18 protein-coding genes are annotated in these 20,328 nt (G+C 41.0%); 2 read left to right on the top strand and 16 right to left on the bottom strand.

The features are described from left to right. Positions 1-41: 41 nt before the first annotated feature. The 9 genes from ACFQ1M_RS17785 to ACFQ1M_RS17745 form a co-directional block, all read right to left on the bottom strand. On the bottom strand, positions 42-1,205 hold the full coding sequence (locus tag ACFQ1M_RS17785) for a sigma-54-dependent transcriptional regulator (RefSeq protein ID WP_386411016.1): 1,164 nt from the start codon (positions 1,203-1,205) through the stop codon (positions 42-44). After that, entirely contained in the window at positions 1,198-2,040 is an 843-nt protein-coding gene (locus tag ACFQ1M_RS17780; RefSeq protein WP_386411013.1) for a mechanosensitive ion channel family protein, read from the bottom strand. Before ACFQ1M_RS17780 ends, ACFQ1M_RS17785 begins: the two co-directional genes overlap by 8 nt. Before the next feature lie 19 nt (positions 2,041-2,059). Next, positions 2,060-3,373, bottom strand: coding sequence for an ABC transporter permease (locus ACFQ1M_RS17775; protein ID WP_386411010.1), 1,314 nt, complete (start codon positions 3,371-3,373; stop codon positions 2,060-2,062). 1 nt (position 3,374) lies between these two features. Then, positions 3,375-4,301, bottom strand: coding sequence for an ABC transporter ATP-binding protein (locus ACFQ1M_RS17770; protein WP_386411007.1), 927 nt, complete (start codon positions 4,299-4,301; stop codon positions 3,375-3,377). Positions 4,302-4,614: 313 nt separating this feature from the next. Next, the gene (gene dnaJ / locus ACFQ1M_RS17765; protein WP_386411004.1) at positions 4,615-5,733 is read right to left on the bottom strand and encodes a molecular chaperone DnaJ; all 1,119 of its coding nucleotides are present in this window, start codon (positions 5,731-5,733) and stop codon (positions 4,615-4,617) included. 68 nt (positions 5,734-5,801) lie between these two features. Next, complete coding sequence (locus ACFQ1M_RS17760; RefSeq protein WP_386411001.1) at positions 5,802-6,332, bottom strand: nucleotide exchange factor GrpE; 531 nt, start codon at positions 6,330-6,332, stop codon at positions 5,802-5,804. Positions 6,333-6,470: 138 nt separating this feature from the next. Next, positions 6,471-7,415 (bottom strand): TIGR01777 family oxidoreductase, encoded by a 945-nt coding sequence (locus tag ACFQ1M_RS17755; RefSeq protein ID WP_386410997.1) that lies wholly within the window; start codon positions 7,413-7,415, stop codon positions 6,471-6,473. A gap of 127 nt (positions 7,416-7,542) precedes the next feature. Then, positions 7,543-8,214, bottom strand: coding sequence for a tRNA (5-methylaminomethyl-2-thiouridine)(34)-methyltransferase MnmD (mnmD, locus tag ACFQ1M_RS17750; protein ID WP_386410994.1), 672 nt, complete (start codon positions 8,212-8,214; stop codon positions 7,543-7,545). Position 8,215: 1 nt separating this feature from the next. Further along, a complete protein-coding gene (locus tag ACFQ1M_RS17745) occupies positions 8,216-8,734 on the bottom strand; it encodes a DUF4920 domain-containing protein (protein ID WP_386410991.1) in 519 nt (172 codons plus the stop codon). A gap of 124 nt (positions 8,735-8,858) precedes the next feature. Here ACFQ1M_RS17745 and ACFQ1M_RS17740 point away from each other — a divergent pair, with 124 nt between their 5' ends. After that, positions 8,859-9,926 (top strand): branched-chain amino acid aminotransferase, encoded by a 1,068-nt coding sequence (locus ACFQ1M_RS17740; protein ID WP_386410988.1) that lies wholly within the window; start codon positions 8,859-8,861, stop codon positions 9,924-9,926. Between the two features lie 366 nt (positions 9,927-10,292). Here the strand turns inward: ACFQ1M_RS17740 and ACFQ1M_RS17735 are convergent, their stop codons facing one another. From ACFQ1M_RS17735 to ACFQ1M_RS17720, 4 genes are all read right to left on the bottom strand, one after another. Next, the gene (locus ACFQ1M_RS17735) at positions 10,293-10,964 is read right to left on the bottom strand and encodes a response regulator (RefSeq protein WP_386410985.1); all 672 of its coding nucleotides are present in this window, start codon (positions 10,962-10,964) and stop codon (positions 10,293-10,295) included. A gap of 12 nt (positions 10,965-10,976) precedes the next feature. Further along, a complete protein-coding gene (locus tag ACFQ1M_RS17730; RefSeq protein WP_386410982.1) occupies positions 10,977-13,007 on the bottom strand; it encodes an ATP-binding protein in 2,031 nt (676 codons plus the stop codon). 125 nt (positions 13,008-13,132) lie between these two features. Beyond that, positions 13,133-13,288: a hypothetical protein gene (locus ACFQ1M_RS17725; RefSeq protein WP_386410979.1), complete on the bottom strand. Its 156-nt coding sequence runs from the start codon at positions 13,286-13,288 to the stop codon at positions 13,133-13,135. Between the two features lie 335 nt (positions 13,289-13,623). Beyond that, the gene (locus ACFQ1M_RS17720) at positions 13,624-14,358 is read right to left on the bottom strand and encodes a LytR/AlgR family response regulator transcription factor (RefSeq protein WP_386410976.1); all 735 of its coding nucleotides are present in this window, start codon (positions 14,356-14,358) and stop codon (positions 13,624-13,626) included. A 198-nt stretch (positions 14,359-14,556) separates the two neighbouring features. Between ACFQ1M_RS17720 and ACFQ1M_RS17715 the strand changes: the two genes are divergently transcribed. Continuing rightward, the gene (locus ACFQ1M_RS17715) at positions 14,557-16,143 is read left to right on the top strand and encodes a peptide chain release factor 3 (RefSeq protein WP_386410973.1); all 1,587 of its coding nucleotides are present in this window, start codon (positions 14,557-14,559) and stop codon (positions 16,141-16,143) included. A gap of 64 nt (positions 16,144-16,207) precedes the next feature. Here ACFQ1M_RS17715 and ACFQ1M_RS17710 read toward each other — a convergent pair whose 3' ends face one another. The 3 genes from ACFQ1M_RS17710 to ACFQ1M_RS17700 are packed head-to-tail and all read right to left on the bottom strand — an operon-like array spanning position 16,208 to position 20,288. Beyond that, positions 16,208-18,142 (bottom strand): OmpA family protein, encoded by a 1,935-nt coding sequence (locus tag ACFQ1M_RS17710; RefSeq protein ID WP_386410970.1) that lies wholly within the window; start codon positions 18,140-18,142, stop codon positions 16,208-16,210. A gap of 11 nt (positions 18,143-18,153) precedes the next feature. Continuing rightward, positions 18,154-19,101, bottom strand: a complete 948-nt coding sequence (locus ACFQ1M_RS17705) for a PorP/SprF family type IX secretion system membrane protein (protein ID WP_386410968.1) — start codon at positions 19,099-19,101, stop codon at positions 18,154-18,156. A 50-nt stretch (positions 19,102-19,151) separates the two neighbouring features. Further along, entirely contained in the window at positions 19,152-20,288 is a 1,137-nt protein-coding gene (locus ACFQ1M_RS17700) for a DUF7507 domain-containing protein (RefSeq protein WP_449343019.1), read from the bottom strand. Between the last annotated feature and the right edge of the window lie 40 nt (positions 20,289-20,328).

Here is a 20,328-nt window from a genome sequence, read left to right as displayed (position 1 = left end):
AGACGTTTTTCTATATTATCCCCACCGAACCACGGTTCATACTATTTACTTGCAAAAAGCTTTACATCTTCTTCTGTTACTTCTTTTCCGCCCAAGATGATCAAACGCTCTACCACATTGCGTAATTCTCGGATGTTTCCGGTCCAATCATACTCTTGCAACAGCTTGATCGCCTTTGGTGAGAACGTTTTGGCCACCGTACCCTGCTCCTCAGATATTTTCTCGGTGAAATACGCTATCAATAATGGAATATCATCCCTGCGATCATTAAGGGCTGGTACTTTGACCAAGATCACCGCCAATCGGTGATAGAGATCCTCTCTGAATTTTCCCTCTGCTATTTCCTTTTTCAGATCCTTATTTGTCGCAGCGATAACGCGAACATTCACTTTGATGTCTTTATCACTTCCTACTCGTTGCACTCTGCTTTCTTGTAATGCTCTCAATACTTTTGCCTGGGCCGAAAGACTCATGTCCCCGATCTCGTCCAAAAAGATGGTTCCGCCATTTGCAGCTTCAAACTTTCCTGCTCTATCTTTATTGGCCGAAGTAAAGGCACCTTTAACGTGCCCAAAGAGCTCGCTCTCTATTAATTCTGAAGGAATCGCAGCACAATTGACCTCTATCATCGGCCCTTTAGCACGTTCACTCTTCTGATGGATCCAGTGCGCAACCAATTCCTTTCCCGTACCATTTGGCCCAGTGATCAGCACTCGTGCATCGGTGGCCGCGACCTTCTCGATCATTTCTTTGATATGAGAGATCGCCTCCGATTGGCCGATCATCTCATAGTTCTTACCGACCTTCTTTTTCAATCGCTTATTTTCCACGACCAGCTCCTTTCGGTCCAAGGCATTTCTGACCGTATTCAACAATCTGTTCAGATCTGGGGGCTTAGAGATATAATCGAAAGCACCTAGTCGCATGGTATTGACAGCGGTATCCAAGTCGCCATGGCCAGAGATCATCACAAAGGGTACTTCGGGCTTTATCTTTTTTGTCGCCTCCAATACCTCCACACCATCCATCTTTGGCATTTTGATATCGCAAAGCACCAGGTCATAATCTTCTTTCTTTAATTTTTCAGCTCCGACCAAGCCATCTTCGGCCTCCTCTACTTCGTACGTATCACTCTCCTCGGTAAGAATCTTTACAAGGACCCTTCTGATTGCAGCTTCATCTTCTATGACCAATATTTTAGACATTATCTTTGATTTTTTGTTCGAATATATGCACATCTCGTTGCGGGAACGGGATGCTTACTTTATGCTCTCTAAATAGTTCATCTACTCTAAAGCGCAGATCGCTTTTAGGTATCCCAGCGGCAAAGCTGTCATCCAAGGTGAAGATCAATCTGAAATTTAACGAACTATCGCCAAAACCCATAAATAAAACTAGGGGTTCAGGTATTTTTAAAATTTTTGGATGTTCTTCCGCCGCTCGTATTAGTAGGCGCTTTACCAATGCCAAATCACTTCCATAGGCAACTCCAACCTCGATATGCTCTCTGGTGATCGTACCATTTTGTGTCCAATTGTACAGACTATTTGTGAGGTACTTGTGATTGGGAATGATCAACACTTTGTTGTCTATGGTGACCGCCCTTGTGGTACGAAGGTTGATATTGGTCACCCTCCCTACCTTGTTGTCGATCTCTATAATATCATCTACATGTACCGTTTTATCCACAAGGATGATGATACCAGAAAAGATATCTTGAAAAACAGTTTGTAAGGCCAGACCTACACCGACCATCAATGCTGCAGAAGCTGCAAATACTGCCGTTATATTGATACCCATATTCTGAACAGTGAGCAAGAGGACCACCGTATAGATGAAGTACTTGGCGAACGAAAAGACAGTCTTAAATTTTGCCTGGTCATCCGCATCGAGTCGTTTTGTAAGTAACTTACGCGACATTCTGAGCAGGAATGACGTTATGAAAAACACGAGAGTGACGATCAAGATGGTCTTGACGTTGATATATATATTCTCGCTAAACGAAAAGGTGTAATTTAAAAACTGTTTTAGTTTTTCCAAATTATTGATGTTTTAAAACTTAATACTTCAACCATTTGTAGAGCTCCTTGTAACTCGCTTTCTTGCCGTACATTAAGATTCCGACTCGATAGATCTTGGCTGCCAACCAAACGACCAGAGCAAAGGTGGCAAATAGCAATACTAGCGAAAGAATTTGTTGCCAGAGCGGTACCCCAAAAGGAATACGCATCAGCATAACTACAGGAGATGTCAAAGGAATCATTGAAAAAACAGTAGATACGGTGCCGTGTGGATTTTCTATGACCGTAAAAACTCCGACATATACCGCTAAAATGAGTGGCATTAGTATTGGCATCATAAATTGCTGTGTATCGGTCTCATTGTCCACGGCAGCCCCGATAGCAGCATATAACGAGCTATACAATAGATATCCTCCAACAAAAAAGAAAAGAAAGGCCGTTATAAGATTGAGCCATGGTAAATTTACAAACTCCATGAGTGCTATCCCTATCTTTTCTTGAAGCACTGGATTTTGTGCCTGATCCATCAACAATTCTTGCTGTGGGCTTTGCAACTCACTAATATTGATGCCGATGATGGCAGAAACAACGAATAGCATCACACCTCCCAGAACCACCCAAATCAAGAATTGCGTGATTCCTGCCAATGAGGTGCCAATGATCTTACCTAACATCAATTGAACGGGCTTTACCGAAGAAATAATGACCTCTATGATCCTGCTGGTCTTTTCTTCAATGACGCTTCGCATGATCATATTTCCATAAATAATGATGAACATAAATAATAGATATCCGGCAAGACCGCCAAACCCTAGCTTCATGAAGCTGCCAAGCTCGGAAGTTTCTTCACCCGAAAAGTTTTCCAGACGAATGTTTACTCTTGCCTCCAGGGCTTTGATCATTTCAATATTCACTTCATTCTCCTTCATATTGATGTCCGTCAGCTTATTGCTGATGAGATCATTCAGTGAATCCATCACTAATAGACTGGGAGAATCCTGAGAATAGAAAGTGATACTTTCGGCCAGTTGCTGATGATCGCTTTCTTTAGGAATATGCAGTAATCCGTATAATTCTTTTTCTTTGACCTCTTCTCGTGCAGCATTGAGCGAAGTATTTTCAAAAAATTTAAATTTTGTCTTATCGGTGTCCTTTAAAACTTCTGTAAACATACGAGACTCGTCCAATACCGCTATTTCCCTTACCTTGTCGTTATTGAGCTGCGACAAATAGGCGACTACGGCAACCAGCGCGATCATGATGATAGGACTGAGAAAGGTCATAATGATAAATGAACGATTTCGAACCTTGTTCAGGTATTCGCGTTTTATGATAATAGGCAGATGGTTCATTCTAATGTTTTTCTACAGTTTGTATAAAGATATCGTTTGCGCTGGGCACCAATTCCACAAAATGGGTCAGTTGCCCTTTGGACGTAAGATAGGTAAGCAGGTCGTTGGGAGTGCTTCCATTGTCCAAATGGATATTCAGCTTTAATTCGTCGCCGATGGTCTTAAAGTTTGCTTCGGAAAGTTTGAATTTTGCATCAAGCTCTCTACGCAGCGCCTCTTTATTTGAAGTCTCCAGACCGATCTCGTACGTGTTGGAACGATGTGCGCGTTTGATATCGGCCAACTTACCATCCAAGATCCTATTGGACCTGTGGATCAACGCGATATCATCACAGAGTTCCTCGACCGATTCCATGCGATGTGTTGAAAATATGACCGTAGCGCCCTGTTCCCTCAAAAAAAGGATCTCATCTTTTATCTTATTGGCATTGATAGGATCGAAACCACTGAAGGGTTCGTCAAATATGAGCAACTTGGGCTCGTGCAATACGGTGACCACAAATTGTATCTTTTGGGCCATTCCCTTAGACAATTCTTGTATCTTCTTGTTCCACCAATCACCGATATCTAGACGTTCGAACCAAAATTTCAACCTTTTTTTGGCCTCAGGCTTGGACAATCCCTTCAATTGGGCCAAATAAACGGCTTGTTCCCCCACTTTCATGGTCTTATATAAGCCTCGTTCTTCAGGCAGATAACCGATCTGTCTAATATGATGCGATTGCAAAAGCTCGCCGTCTAAAAACACGCGACCGCTATCTGGATAGGTAATTTGATTGATTATACGGATCAGTGTGGTCTTACCAGCACCATTAGGCCCCAAAAGCCCAAAAATACTTCCCTTAGGTATGTTGATGGATACATTGTTCAATGCGGTGAAATCTCCAAATTTCTTGGTAGCACCCTCAACAACCAATAGATCATTCATAAAAAAAACAGTTTTTTGTAAAGATATAGAAATCACCTATTGTTAAAGCATGTTTAACAATTTTTCGGATCCAAAATAGACCCAAAACCCCAATTAAAGGTTGGTCAATAGACTGTTGAAATTTCTTATTAAAAGAATGAACAGCATAAAGGAGGTCAAAGCAATCCGCCCGAAAGCCTTGATAATAAAGAAAAACCCACCCTCGATAGAGATCAAGGATGGGAAAAAATTGCTATGAAAAAGAAAAAATTGACACTAGCAGTGCTAGCACAATATCAAATATAGTTTTTTTTGATAAAACATTAAACAAAATCTATGAAAACATGTCCTTAACTTTCTCAAAAAACGACTTATCGCTCTTTTCAGGGTTTGGAGTAAAGTTTTCATCCTGTTGCATTCTCTCAAAAAACTCTCGCTGTTCCTTATTTAACTTCTTGGGTGTCCATACATTTACATGCACCAAAAGGTCGCCACTTCCATAACCATTGATGCTTGGAATACCTTTTCCTCGCAGACGTAGTATCTTTCCAGACTGTATACCTTCTTCTAACTTGATCCTTACTTTTCCCGAAACGGTATCAATTTCTTTTGAAGTACCCAAGACCGCATCAGAAATACTCACATATAGATCGTAGTGAAGATTGTCTCCCTCTCTCTTCAGGGTATCGTGCTCTAATTCTTCTATGGCCACAAGAAGGTCTCCAGAAACACCGTTTCCAGGTGCCTCGTTGCCTTTACCACCAACTTTTAGTTGCATCCCTTCTACCACCCCAGCCGGAATTTTTATAGCGACTGTCTCTTCTACTACTTTAAGACCCTGCGAATCGGCGTCTGCTGGTCGTTTGTCCATTACTTGACCTGCCCCTCCACAAGTGTTGCAGGTAGTTGCGGTTTGCATTCTACCAAGAATGGTATTGGTAATACGAGTTACTTGCCCAGCACCATTACAAGCACTACAGGTCTTATAGGTAACACCAGGCGCCTGTACCTTACGCTTTACCTTGATCTTTTTCTCTACTCCTTTGGCTATTTCCTCAAGGGTGAGTTTTACTCTGATACGTAGATTACTTCCTTTGACTCTGCGCTGACCACCACCGCTAAATCCTCCAAACCCACTGAAACCACCACCAAAAGCGCTTCCGAAGATATCTCCAAACTGACTAAAGATATCTTCCATGTTCATTCCACCTCCGCCAAAACCGCCAGCACCATCAAAAGCTGCATGACCGTATTGGTCATAACGCGATTTCTTGTCTGGATCGCTCAACACTTCATAGGCCTCGGCTGCTTTCTTAAACATTTCTTCAGCTTCCGTATCACCTGGATTCTTATCCGGATGATACTTGATGGCCATTTTGCGATAGGCCTTTTTTATTTCTGCCGCAGAAGCAGATTTGTCTATGCCTAATATTTCGTAATAATCTTGCTTCATTATCCTTAATTATGAATTTGGAATCATGAATTTTGAATAAGCTCAAAACAAGCCACCCAAATCCATAATTATTGTCCTACTACTACTTTTGGATGTCTTATGACCTTGTCTCCCAACGTGTATCCCTTCTCCACTACATCGATGATCTTACCTTTCAGGTCATCTGAAGGTGCGGGGATCTGAGTGATCGCATCATGGACCTCTGCATCAAAAGCATCGCCAGTTTCGACCTCCATCATTTTTAGCCCTTTACTTTCTAAAACACCTTTAAATTTGTTGTTGATGAGTTCTACACCCTTGTAAAGCTCATTTCCTTCTTCGGTCTTGCCTAGCTCTAACATGGCACGATCAAAATCGTCCAGCACTGGCAACATGGACTGAATGACATCTTGTCCAGCTGTCTTGAATAATTCCACGCGTTCTTTACTAGTGCGTTTCTTATAATTTTCGAACTCGGCAAAAAGACGTAAGAATTTGTCTTTTTCCTTCGCCAATTCCTCTTGTAGATGATCTTCTTTCGAAACCTGCTCTTGAGTCTCCTCGGTCGTATGTTGCTCTTGTTCTTCTACAACGGTTTCTTCTTTCTTCTTTTTTGCCATTTTTTAAATCTTCAGCATATAAAGTTAGACTGCATAAACAGCGAGCAAAAGTACTGCCATTTATGCTAAAATGTCAAAATGTCATCCATTTATTTTAAGTAAGCTGGAAAAATGCGTGTGGTAGACAATCGGAAGAAATCATTCTTGATAGGCCAATTCTGTCTCTTCCCCATTGTTTTTTTGCAAAAGGTCTTGCAATGCAGGCTTTAAGGTTTTAAAATTGAAGTGAAATCCATGGCTCTCTATTTTTTTGCTGGAGACACGATGACTGCTAAAAAGTATTTGACTCATCTCACCCAATACCAGTCTCATGAAGAAACGAGGGATATTTGGCAAGAAAACAGGTCGCTTGAGCACAGCTCCTATCTCGTTGGTCAATTTTTCATTACTCACTGGATTTGGCGCTACCCCGTTGAAAACACCGAAAGTTTCTTTTTCCGCTAAGAATAAGAACATTCTGGCCAAATCATTTATATGGATCCAAGATTGCCATTGTTGTCCATCGCCAAAAGCTGCCCCCACAAAGTACTTGATCGGTTTTGCCATGCTAGTAAGCGCACCTCCTTTATCCGAAAGAACGAGCCCAATCCTTATCTTAGAGACCGCGACGCCCATTTGCTCAATGGCATCCAAGGCACCTTCCCATCGTTTCACCACAGTAGCAAGAAAACCCGTTCCAAGTTGATTACTCTCCTCTGAATAATAATTTGTTTGAGAATCCTCATAAATTCCAATCGCTGAAGCCGATACGATATTCTTTACTTGATGCTCATTGTTTTCCAACAATTGCTTCAACTGGTCTATAGTATCCAAACGACTTTCTAGAATTTCTTGCTTGTAAGAAGAGGTCCATCGCTTGGCTACAGTAGCTCCTGCCAGGTTGATGATCGTGTCCACACCTTCGATGCAACGAGGGTCGATCTTTCCGTTATCTGGATCCCAATGAAAGCCTTTATAATTGTTTTGATGCTCGATCTTATTTTTACTTGTCGTGAGATAATGAACGTCGATTCCTTGCTGATGACATACTTTCACCAACTCCGTTCCTATCAATCCTGTTGCACCTGTAATTAAGACCTTCATAACATTCATTTTTACAAAGATAGCTTTCGAAAGTAGGGATGCATAATTTTTAATATGCTCTTAACAGTATTGTTTAAGGGCTGTTAAAGCATTTTTGCACCATGAAGCCAGTGAATTTGTCAAATGCTCACCCCTTAACAGCTCTGAGCATTTCCCGCTTACCAGGAGGACCGGGCAAGCGCTCAACGGTAAATCCCACCGCTTGCATGGCCCGTCTAACACTGCCCTTTGCGGCATAGGTGACTAACAGCCCGTTTGACTTAAGCGCATTGAACATTTTGGCAAAGATCGCTTCAGTCCAAAGTTCTGGTTGCACTCTTGCTCCAAAGGCATCAAAATAAATCAGATCATACGTTGCGATATCGTTGATCTCGCTGAAGAATTGCTTTCTTTTAAACAGGTTGAAATCATTGGTAATGGCATGTGATTCTTCCCATGAAACTTGATGCATCTTATCAAAGATATCCTTAAACTTCTCAGCAGATAATTCTTGGATATAGTTAAGATGCTCTAGCTCTTCGTTTTCCACCGGATAGGCTTCAATACCAACATAATCTACCTTCAAGGCAAGCTTTTGCGCTTCTAGAAATGTTATAAAGGCATTCAGACCCGTACCAAAACCTATCTCTAGGATATTTAGAGGTTCGTTCGCCTTAGGAGTAAATCGTTCAAATCCGCTTTTTATAAAGACATGATAGGCCTCTTGTATCGCACCATGTTTGGAATGGTATTGCTCATCCCAATCCACTAAATGAATGGTGGTAGAACCATCTGCCGTCTTAATGATCTTGCGTTTCAAACTAATTGGTTAAAAGCACTCCATCGGCGGTAAAGGAATAGGTCTTCTTTGGTTTTGTGATAGCAGCGATCTCTTCAGCAGTTTTTCCAGCATCTTTGGCATAGTGCTGTAGATCTTTTACAGAGGTTTCTTCTACAAAGGCTTTTCCTTCCACCACAACTTCTTGGTCTGCGATATCCTTGGGCATAAAAAAACCGTAATCCTTGAATCGAACCATCGTCTCTTGATCTTCACCAAGATCCAATCGCATCCAACAGCCTTTTTTTTGACAGACCGAATTTACTTTTGCTTTAAATTTCACTGGGATCGTATCCCCAACCCTCAACGACTCGAACTTTGAGCGCATTGCAACCGCGTCAATCGCTGATGCCTCACTGACCGGTATTCCAAAAGTTGTATTCGCAACCTCCTCAGCCACTGCAGTCACGGGCTCTTTGATGACTTCCTTTGACGACTTCCCTTCATCTTTACATGCAAAAACTGTTGTAGCCAATGCAAAAACAATAACAAAACGCTTCATATCTTGATATTTTTTAAATTAAATAGCTCTCTCATTAAAAATGCAAAATAAATGATTTTTGCTGATAGTGTAAATAACAAGTCTCCTTTAATTTGGCTAACTTCGCATAAAATATTAGTAAGGCATGAAAAACGAGGTATTACTTTCGATCCCAATTGAAAAAAGTGCAACTTCGAAAATAACGAATGTTGACTTTGAGAATCTTACTTTTGGAAGTATTTTCACCGATCATATGTTCGTATGTGATTACAAGGATGGCGCGTGGCAAACGCCACAAATAGTACCTTACGGTCCAATCGAGTTAGAGCCTTCAGCAAGGGTCTTTCACTATGGGCAAGCTGTTTTTGAAGGAATGAAGGCCTATAAGGATGAAGAAGATCAGATCTGGCTTTTCAGACCTGATGAAAACTTCAAACGTATCAATAAATCCTCCAAAAGACTTGCTATTCCCGAATTTCCAGAGGAGTTCTTCTTCCAAGGAATGAAAACGCTACTGCAGCTTGAAAAAGACTGGATCAAAAAAGGCATTGGTAATTCCTTGTACATACGTCCTTTTGTGATCGCAACTCAAGGGAGCGTTTTGGCCTCTCCGGCTAACGAATATCGCTTTATGATCATTTGTTCACCAGCGCAGGCATATTACGGTGGAGAAGTTAGGGTGAAGATCGCAGAACACTACAGTCGTGCCGCAAGTGGTGGTGTAGGAGCAGCGAAGGCTGCAGGAAACTACGCCGCGCAATTCTATCCTACAAATCTCGCAAAAGAAGAAGGTTACCAACAGGTGATCTGGACCGATGCTGATACTCACGAATATTTAGAAGAGGCTGGAACCATGAATGTCTTCTTCAGAATAGGAGATACATTGATCACCGCTCCAAATGATGATAAGATATTGGACGGCGTTACCAGAAAAAGTGTGATCGCTGTTGCCGAGCGTAATGGTATCAAGGTAGAAGTTCGCCGTATTAAGGTCGATGAGATCGTAAAAGCCGTAAAAGATGGAAAGTTAAAAGAGATCTTTGGGTCGGGTACTGCCGCTGTGATCAACCCTATACTAGGATTTGGTTATAAAGGCGAGAAGTTTGAGCTACCAAAGATCGAGAATTCCTATGCTAATTTGTTCAAAGAAACTATCACCAAAATACAGCATAACGAGGCTGAGGACCCGTATGGATGGCGCTACAAGGTGTAAAAGAGAGTTTCTGGATGCATTTCCGAATACTCGAGAGAGCTCACAGAATATTTTTAAAATAAAAAAGGGCTGGATCCTTCGACCGCAGCCCTTCTCTAACTTGATTGAATACTTAAGACTTAATTCTGTCTGAAACTTCTTCGTAAAAACAATGAATTCTATAAGTGCATATGCTTTTGACGAATTTGATTCATTAACATTAAGTAATAAGAAAAATCCCCCGGTTTTATTAAGTCTGTTAATAAACTTAACCCTATCAAAGATAACTACAAAAAAGAACAATTTGTTACGGGAAAACCGTAGAAATAATGCGTGAATATCTTTCAGAAAACGAAGATTATCACTAAGAATTATCTCTAGCCACCATTAAACGAACCCACGTTTACGCGCTTCTTCTAGCAACCGTTCGTCATCGCCAGATTCAATACCAAACAGTGCCTTTATCTGGCTTTTACGTTTTTCAATGGCGCTTAAAGAAAGTCCAACATGGGTAGTCAGATTCTTTGTCTTGATTCCTTGGGACAGATAATAGATGATCTTTCTATTCACATCATCTAATGCAAAATTGTTTCGCATCGCCTTTCGCAAGTATTTATCCACCGTATGGCTGTAATAGGGCGGGTCATTGAGCACTTCTTTAAATGCTTTGGCCAGTTCGTTGGAAGTTAGGTCACTTTTAATAAGCAATCCGTCTGGATCGCAAGACCTTAAAATATTATGCAAACGATGATTTTCGTTATACATCGTAAGGATGATGAACTTTGTATTCGGAAATAAGGGTCTTGCATAGACCACGATGTCTTCCCCCGAAGTGATATCGCCATCGCTCGATGCGGGCAGATTGATATCCACCAGCATCACGTCGAACGTATCTGAACCTGCCGCCTCATCAATTTTCCTTATTGCCTCATCACAATCGTTCGCGGTCTCATAGCTAAATGAAAATCCCTCGCTCTTCAGTGCGAGTAACGAATTTTGATATCCTTCAATGATCATCGGATGATCATCTATGATTAAAACAGAGAGTTTCTTTTTCATTACAATACTTTTTTAATTTATGGTTTGGGGGGTTCTTAGGGAAAACTCAATTCTAATTTCGGTGCCTTCGCCTTTCTTTGAAAAAACGTCCAAGAAACCTTTGAGCTCTTCGACCCGAGCTTGGATATTCTTGAGGCCGATACCGTCTTTTTTCTTTGCAATATTAAATCCAACGCCGTCATCGATGACGCTCAAAATCAGATCGTTATTGATCGATCTAATTTTGACAGTAACATTCTTTGCCTTAGAATGTTTGTTGATGTTCTGAATGGCCTCCTGTACGATACGATAGCAATGTATCTTATCTTTATTGGGAATCTCTTCCCAATCAATTTTGGTGTCACTGTCCAAATGGGTCGCATACCCATTGATCTGTTCTTGTGACTTCAAAAGGTCTTTTATGATATCTAAAAAACTCGATTGTTCCACAAGACCTGAACTTAGATTGTGCGACACATGTCGAATCTCCTCTTCGATATTCTTTAGCTCATCGATATACTTTTTCCTGGAGTTGATGGCATTTTCATCATTGTTTGGGTTAAGCACGTCGAGATTAAGTCGAGTGCCAAAGAGTCTACTTAGCACGCCGTCGTGCAATTCTCTTGAGATACGTCGCTGTTCGTCCAACCGACCTTCTTCTAGCTTACCGTGTTGCGCGAGCATCAGGTTATAAATTTCTTCATTGGCCTGCTGCTGCTCTTGTTCGAAGACCAATTTCTTGTTTCTCGCGCGCTGTTCCTTTATGATATACAATAAAAAACCAGTAAGGAATAACACTGCCAATAAGATCATCAGTTGCAGGCGTTGTCTTGATATAAGTTCGTTTTCAGAAGCGATCTTGTCGGTCTCAAAGCGGATACGTGCAAATTGATTGCGCAATGCACGTTCTTGTTTTTGAAGGCTATCGTTGATGCGGATGTAGTCTTTTGCATATTTTGTGGCTCTACTTCCGCTTTCAGTTTCTATGAGAAGCAATAAAGGCTTTAAGATATCACTAAAGTCTTTTGACTTATACGATAAGTCTTTCGCTTTTACGGCATAATTAATAGCTTTATCGTTTTCTCCAACAGCAGCATGATATTTTGCCAGATGGTAAAAGCTCGTAATCAATCCTTGAGAATCTCCTATACTATCCCTGATTCTGTAAGCTTGAAGTAAATCTGGCAATACATCTGCCTCATAACCAGATTCAAGTTTAGTATGTGCTAAGTTATCCAACGCGAAGGCATACAAACTTGGAGAGTCTTTGGCTAAATCTTTCTCAGAAAGCACCCTATCATACAATTCAATAGCACTATTGTAGTCTCCTTGTCTTTCGTAAACTACACCCATGTTATTCAAAGAAATTTTAATCGCATTAAAATTTCCATTTTTAGTATCATACTCAATAGCTCTTTTATAATATTCAATAGCATCATCGTATCTTTGTAATTCATTCGCTATGATAGCCAAGTTGTTGTAACATGCCGCTATACGATCATTTTTTTCTAAATTTTCAAAATATGATAGGGCTTCTATTGTAGTTGCTTCACTAGCGATAAAGTCCTTCCCATTCTTTTGAATGATCGCCATGTCGAGAAGGACTTTCGCTAAACTGTATTCATCGCCTAAGTTTTTATAAATTTTACTTGCTTCATAAAGATGTTGATACGCACTATCGGATTTGTGTTTTCTTAAGAAATAATTCCCCAAAAAGCCTAGTGCCCTTCCAATTCCGATAGAATCTTTTACAGAACGTGATTTTTCAAGAATCTCTTTACTTGAATCACGAAATGAGTCTTTATCTCCTAAGCGATAATACGTGAGGGCTATGTCGAAGTGAACATTGATTGCAACGGAATCATTCTCAACGGAAGGTAAAAAGGCTGAGGCTTCTTTGAGGTATGACCTTCTCTTTTCAACGGAAAAAGAATTATTTTGGGCGCTATCAATCAATATTTTAATAGCCTCTACTTCTGCCGAGGCCGTACTGGAAAAAGTGTCTTTTTCTTGACAGCAAATAAAGATTGAAACTAATAAATAAAAGGCAAGACATCTCCGCATCTATTTCTCTCTAAAAAAATAAAAATAATTAACTGCGGGGAACATTAGCTAAGAAACAAAAAAACTCAGAAAAAAACAAAACCCCGTAAAAAACGGGGTTGGTAAAGCTTTATTAAGAAATATTATTATTCAGGCTCAGCAGGTCTATCAACCTGACCTTCAGTTGCCTGAATATTCTCTATATCATACAGTTGCTCATCCTCTTGTAAACTGTCGGTTTGGCAAGCAATTAAAGAAATGCTAAATATTGCCGCAGTTAAAATATATTTAAAAAGTCTCATAGAATTTTGTTTTAGTTTTAGACATTAGTTTTCCAGGTCGAATGTCGGTTCAACCTTGTGTTTAGAATTATTTCTTGAGGTTAAGCGTATGATGGGAATTCACACGCCAAGATTTAAGACAATGTTCTCAAAGTTCACATTTCCCTTAAGCGAACTTTTAGCAATTACCTGCTATCGAAGCTTCGATATCGTTCGTGAAGAGTGGCCTTCTCTATCATGAACATTTCAAAACTACAGAACCTTTTGAGAAAAGTATCGTGTTTAAGTGTACATGTAGTGGGTGACTATTTCTGTGTAGTGGATAACCCGTTTTGCAGGGTAGATACTAAAATCTTTTAAATAAATACAGAACTGTTGATATAAAGGGAGTTTTTCATTGTCTCTACTTTGTCTTTATAGGACTTGGAAAACGGAATGAGTTCTTTGGAATTTTTTATGGCACATTTGGCCTTCCCAAAATGAATGCGAGAGATATGTTTAGAATTGATGATATAGCTGTTATGGATGCGTACAAAATGTTGGGGTAACATATTCTCGAAATATTTCAGCGTTCTATATGCGCTTACTTTATTTCCCCCTTCCAGAAAAAAATCCGTGGTATTGTTATCTGCCTTCAAGTAAAGAATATCATCGGTGTTCAAAAATCGGTAATCGCCATATGAACGAATACAAACGGTTTCTGCCTGTACCTCGTTCTTCTTCTCAAATCTACATAACGCCCTTCTCAACGATGGTCCTCCCATCGGCTTTAGAACATAATCAAGCACATCATTCTTGATAGCGTCCAGCGCAAATTTCTCGGTTTTGGTGACCACTATAAAGAAAGGCAAGCTGTCGGTATATTTTCTTAGTTCGTCGATCACTCCAAAAGAACTCACACAACCATATTTTCCAGGTATTTCCACTTCGATAAAAACCAGATTTGGTGATTGTGCCAAAATGAGATCTACCGCGGCCTCTTCGTTCGCTGCAGTGCCTTTGCATAGGTAATCCGGAAAGTTCAAAAAAGCATTCCGGATCGCTTCTATGGAACTGTTATCGTTATCTATGATGACATAGGTGTACTTCATCGTGGCCTATTGGTTAAAATCCGCATATAAGATAAAAAATATGTGGGTGGTTATACTGTGGTTTTACCGTAATAATAATGTGGAATCGCAATCTAAAGCTGTACCTAAGATTCGAAAAGTATCATAGACAAAATGGTGTGTCAGCTCATAAATTATAATACCTTTGCACACTGAATTTTGAATAGATCGGCCTAAAAGATGAGTCTCATACAAGAAATAAGAAAACGACGGACCTTTGGTATTATCTCTCACCCAGATGCTGGAAAGACCACTTTGACAGAAAAATTATTGCTGTTCGGTGGTGCGATCCAAGAGGCAGGGGCTGTTAAAAGTAATAAGATAAAGAAGGGCGCTACCAGCGATTTTATGGAAATCGAGCGTCAACGAGGCATTTCTGTAGCTACCTCGGTCTTAGCCTTTAACTATAAGGACAAGAAAATAAATATCTTGGACACCCCAGGACATAAGGATTTCGCCGAGGATACTTTTAGAACGCTCACCGCCGTGGACAGCGTGATCGTCGTCATCGATGTCGCCAAAGGGGTGGAAGAGCAGACCGAAAAGTTGGTCGAAGTCTGTAGAATGCGAAACATTCCAATGATCGTTTTCATAAACAAATTGGACCGTGAAGGAAAAGATGCATTCGATCTTTTGGACGAGGTGGAACAGAAATTGGGACTTACCGTGACGCCCTTAAGCTTTCCAATTGGAATGGGCTACGACTTTAAGGGCATCTATAATATCTGGGAAAAGAATATTAATCTATTCTCTGGAGAGCGTAAGACCACCGTAAGCGATACCATAAAATTTGAGGATGTCAATGACCCGAAACTCAATGATATTATAGGTGAGACCGCCGCAGATACGCTGAGAGAAGAGTTAGAATTAGTGTATGAAGTCTATCCTGCCTTTGAAAAAGAAGCATATTTAAAGGGTACTCTTCAGCCCGTATTCTTCGGATCCGCACTGAATAACTTTGGTGTTAGGGAATTATTGGATTGTTTTGTGGAGATCGCTCCCAATCCTAGACCAAAAGATTCCGATACACGAGAAGTACTTCCAACGGAGGACAAATTTTCAGGATTCGTCTTTAAGATACATGCCAATATGGACCCAAAACATAGAGACCGTTTGGCTTTTGTAAAGGTGGTCTCTGGCGAATTCAAAAGAAACACGCCCTACCTTCATGTAAGAAGCGATAAAAAGCTGAAATTCAGTAGTCCTAACGCATTTTTTGCCGAAAAAAAGGAAATTGTTGATGTTTCCTATCCAGGAGATATCGTAGGACTTCACGATACCGGAAACTTCAAAATTGGAGATACGCTCACAGAAGGCGAGGTGATGCAGTATAAGGGAATCCCAAGCTTTTCCCCAGAACATTTTAGATATATCAACAATGCCGACCCCATGAAGGCCAAACAACTTCAAAAAGGGATCGACCAGTTGATGGATGAAGGTGTGGCCCAACTTTTTACATTGGAATTAAACGGTAGAAAAGTAATCGGAACGGTAGGCGCGCTCCAATATGAGGTCATCCAATATCGACTAGAGCACGAATACGGTGCCAAATGTACCTACGAAAACCTAAATGTGCACAAGGCCTGTTGGGTAGCAGTGGAAGATGAGAACAACGAAGAATTCAAAGAATTTAAAAGGGTAAAGCAAAAGTTCTTAGCAAAAGATAAATACGGGCAATTGGTATTCTTGGCAGACTCCATGTTCTCTTTGCAGATGACGCAGCAGAAATATCCAAGTATTCAATTTCATTTCACCTCTGAATTCTAATTATCTAGGTGGATAAAAAAAGGCCATGCTAAAAAGCACGGCCCTTTCCTCTTATAGATTTGCTTTAGTTTGTCACCACGATGAATTCGCTTCGTCTATTCAATTGATGCTCTTCCTCACTACAAAGCGTAAAGTTGTTACATTTGTTTAGTAAGCTGGTTTCCCCATAACCACGTCCGTTGACCCTATCCTCCGAAATGCCTTGACCAACAATGTAGGCGATGGTCGATTTTGCTCTCCGATCGGATAATTTCAGGTTATATCGATCACTCCCGCGGCTATCGGTATGCGAACGCACATCGATCTTCACCGAAGGATATTCTTTAAGATAGGCGACCACCTTATTGAGTTCAATGGCTGCATCCGGACGAATGTTTGCCTTATTCAAGTCGAAATAGATCTCTTTAATGTTTAGCACCTTTGCAAGATCGGTGCCCACATCGAAGGTCTTCTTGTCTAAGATCAATTCTTCAGTATTGTTCGGGTCATTAAAGTTGATCTTGGTAATTAAATTCGCAGGATGGTATTCTTCCTTTGACCCATACAATTTGAATTCTGCATCTTGGCATGCCACCTCAAAATTAAAACTTCCATCTGCTCCAGTAATTTGAGACGCGATCACATTCTCGTTAAGGTCTAATAACTCTACTTTGGCATTGGCCAACTTCGTGTTCGACTTATCTTTGACAACGCCACTAATACTACCTTTGCAGACATATAATGGTTCCAACTGTTTAAGCAGATAAATATCATCAGACCCTTGGCCTCCTTCTCTATTGGAAGTAAAATAGCCAATCTTATGGTCAGCATCTATGATAAATGCAAAATCATCCAATTTACTATTGATCGGCTTTCCTAGATTCAATACTTTGTTTGAAGTATAGGTCGGATCGGATAAGCTAACAAAAACATCTAACCCCCCAACTCCTGGATGCCCATCCGAAGCAAAATAAAGATCGCCGTTATTACTTATAAAGGGAAACGTCTCCCGTCCTTCGGTGTTGATATGCTTTCCGAGATTTACCGGTTCGCTATAGGTGCTGTCCGATAATATATCAACCTTAAAAATATCGGACTTCCCATACGTCCCTGGCATATCTGAAGCAAAATATAAGGTGCGCTCATCAGATGAAAGCGTTGGGTGCGCCACAGAATAATTATTATCATTGAAAGGAAGCTCTTCGATATTTTTCCATGCTCCATCCTCTAGCGTAGCTTTATATATCTTAAGCCTTACCAAACCAGTGCTATCTGTCTCATACTTATTGCCTCTCAATTGATTATTCCTGGTAAAATACATCGTAGTTCCATCCTTGGTAAATGCGGTAGTGGATTCATTATATCTCCTATTCGTTTTGATTTTGACCTTTCTTGTGTCTGACAATTTTCCGTCTTCATCAATAGAAGCTGTATAGAGTTCTAAATAAGGATCACCTGTCCATTTATGCTTTTTACTTCCGTCATCTCTGGAAGAAGCAAAGACGATACCATCCAATCCAAAAGAAGTACCAAAATCTGAAGATTCTTGATTGATATCGGTAGGTGATATCGAATACTTTCCAGAAAAATCTTCAATCTCTTTCAAATAAGAGGGATTTTCCTTGATCTTCACACCTCTTGAATCTTTTTCATTTTCAATATCCGCTAAGACCTTCATCAATGAATCTGCTTTAGCATAGTTGGTGCGTGCCTTGAGCGATTGGGCATACTTAAAATAATATTCTGATTGAAAACTGATGCTATCCTTACCTGCATTAAAATACTTTTCATACCAATCTGCCGCCTCGAGCAATTTGGCCTGGTAGTAATAGGAATCTGCTAATCTCTTATATACCGAAATCGAATTGTAATCCGTCTGCGCAACTTTTAGGTATTGTGTAACGGCCTCATTGAAATTACTTTTACCAAAGGCCTCTTCTCCCTTTTTATAGGCCCCTTCTTGAGCCAATGCAAAAAAAGAACAAAGGATTAATAATAATGTGGAACAAAATCGTATCATTTCTTATAATTTTAAAAGAACCTTGGTGATTCAACTGATTGATTTGAGAAAATTTCGAAACGCAAGAATATTTCGTGCGAACCAGAATTGAAATTACCTAATTCGGTAGTATCCGCATCATATCCATAACCGATCATAAGCCCATCACTCACTTGAAATCCGACTAAAGCACTCAAAGCAGCGCTCCATCGATATGCAAGTCCAAGACTCAACTTTTCCTTGTACCATACATTTGCTGACAAATCTATTTGCAAAGGTGACCCACCAACAACTTTTGCCAAGGCCGCAGGTTTGAATTGCCAATCCTCTCCAAACCTAAAAACGTAACCACCCATGATATAATAATTGATGCGCTCTTTAGCTATGAAAGTCGTAGAACTCGGTTGCACCAACTCCTCTTGAAAGTGCTCGGTCTGTATCAAATTGGGTGCGGATACTCCTAAATAATAATTATCTGAATAATAATATAACCCTGGACCTATCATAGGTGCGAATCGATTCTCAATATTTTGAAAAAAGCTCGGATCATTTACGGGAGTTCCATCTGGAAACTGTAGATTCAGCTTACTAAAATCAACATCGATGATACTAAACCCTAAGCGAAGTCCAAAAGCCAGCCTTGCCCTATCGGAGACATCGATCGTGTAAGAGACATTACCATCAATGATAAATTCTTGGGATGGACCCAGTTTGTCATTGACAATTGATAATCCTAGACCAACCTTTTCATATTTCAGAGGTGAATTAATAGAAAAAGCCTGAGAAGTTGGTGCACCATCTAAACCTACCCATTGTGACCTATGCAACAAAAACGCACTTAAAACACCTCTAGATCCTGTATAAGCAGGATTATATGCCATCGTGTTGTACATATAATTGGTGTATTGCGCATCCTGTTGGGCATGAATACCAACATTCGAAAGAAGGGCGAGCACAAATAAAGAAAATATTTTTTTCATGAGTAATATGTTATAATTATCTGGGCGAAGATGATTCGCCCAGATAAATACTATCGGTTAATATATAAGTATCCTGCTTTGCTCCGGAAGGTACCGTTTGGCAGCTGGTACTCTAGCACATAGTAATAGGTTCCCTCGGGTAAAGTTGCGTCCGTATTAATGGTGACTCTTCCATTGGAGATTCCTCTGAACACATTTCCATTCTGTCCATAGCCTCGAGTTTCATAGACAAGAACACCCCATCTATTATAGATTCGTACGGTGTTGTTAGGGAAATTTTCGATTCCAGGAATCTGGAAGGTATCGTTCTCTCCATCATCATCAGGAGAAACTCCAGTTATAGGATCTAAGTCAAATACAACAATGGTTGGGTCATTTCCTCCATCACCGTCGCCATCTTCATCTTCATTCTCATCTCCATTATCCGACACATCACTGACTGTTCCACCAGAATCACTATCCCCGTTGACCACTGCCGAGTTAACCACGGTACCATTGGATACATCTGTGGATGTCAATGAATAGCTAACCGTAGCAATACCGATCTCATTTGGAGCTAAAGTGCTAGGTGTCACTGCCAAATTACTTATTCCAATGACTGCATCTGTTATAGTCAAATTACTAACTGTCGTGTTTCCGGTATTTGTTACAGTGAAAGTATACAATATGGTTTCACCTACTTCACCTACTCCATCGAACGCCGCAGTTTTGACTAATCTAAGCGAAGGCATTGGTGGTGGACCGAGCGTGGTCACCGTCGGGTCGTTCGTCGGGTCGCCGTCACTGGTGCCGTCGCCGTCGTCCGTCTCCGTGTTCTCGTTGTCAGGTATCGGGTCGCCGTTGCCATCCACGTCCGTGTCCGACACGTCGCTCACGTCGTCCGTGCCATCGGGGCTGTCCCCCGTGGCCGTCGCACTGTTCTCTATGTAGCCCGCGTCGAGGTCCGACTGCTGTATCGTCTGCTGTGCCGTCACCGTCGCACTCTGACCTGGGTCGAGGCTCGCGATCGGGCTGCCCACGATGCTGCCCGCGTCCGCGTTCGCATCCGTCACCTCGATGTCCGTCAGGGTCACGTTGCCCGTGTTGGTCACGATGATGTCGTACTCGATCACGTCATTCAGGGCCGATCCCGCGACGCGCACCGTCTTGGTCACCGTCAGCTCCGGGTTCGGACCGAGCGTGGTCACCGTCGGGTCGTTCGTCGGGTCACCGTCACTCGTGCCGTCG

The sequence above is a fragment of the Sungkyunkwania multivorans genome (assembly GCF_042675645.1).
In the GTDB taxonomy this organism is placed as follows: Bacteria; Bacteroidota; Bacteroidia; order Flavobacteriales; family Flavobacteriaceae; genus Sungkyunkwania; species Sungkyunkwania multivorans.
The sequence above is the reverse complement of the archived record's forward strand: the minus strand, read 5'-3'. Positions and strand labels throughout refer to the sequence as shown.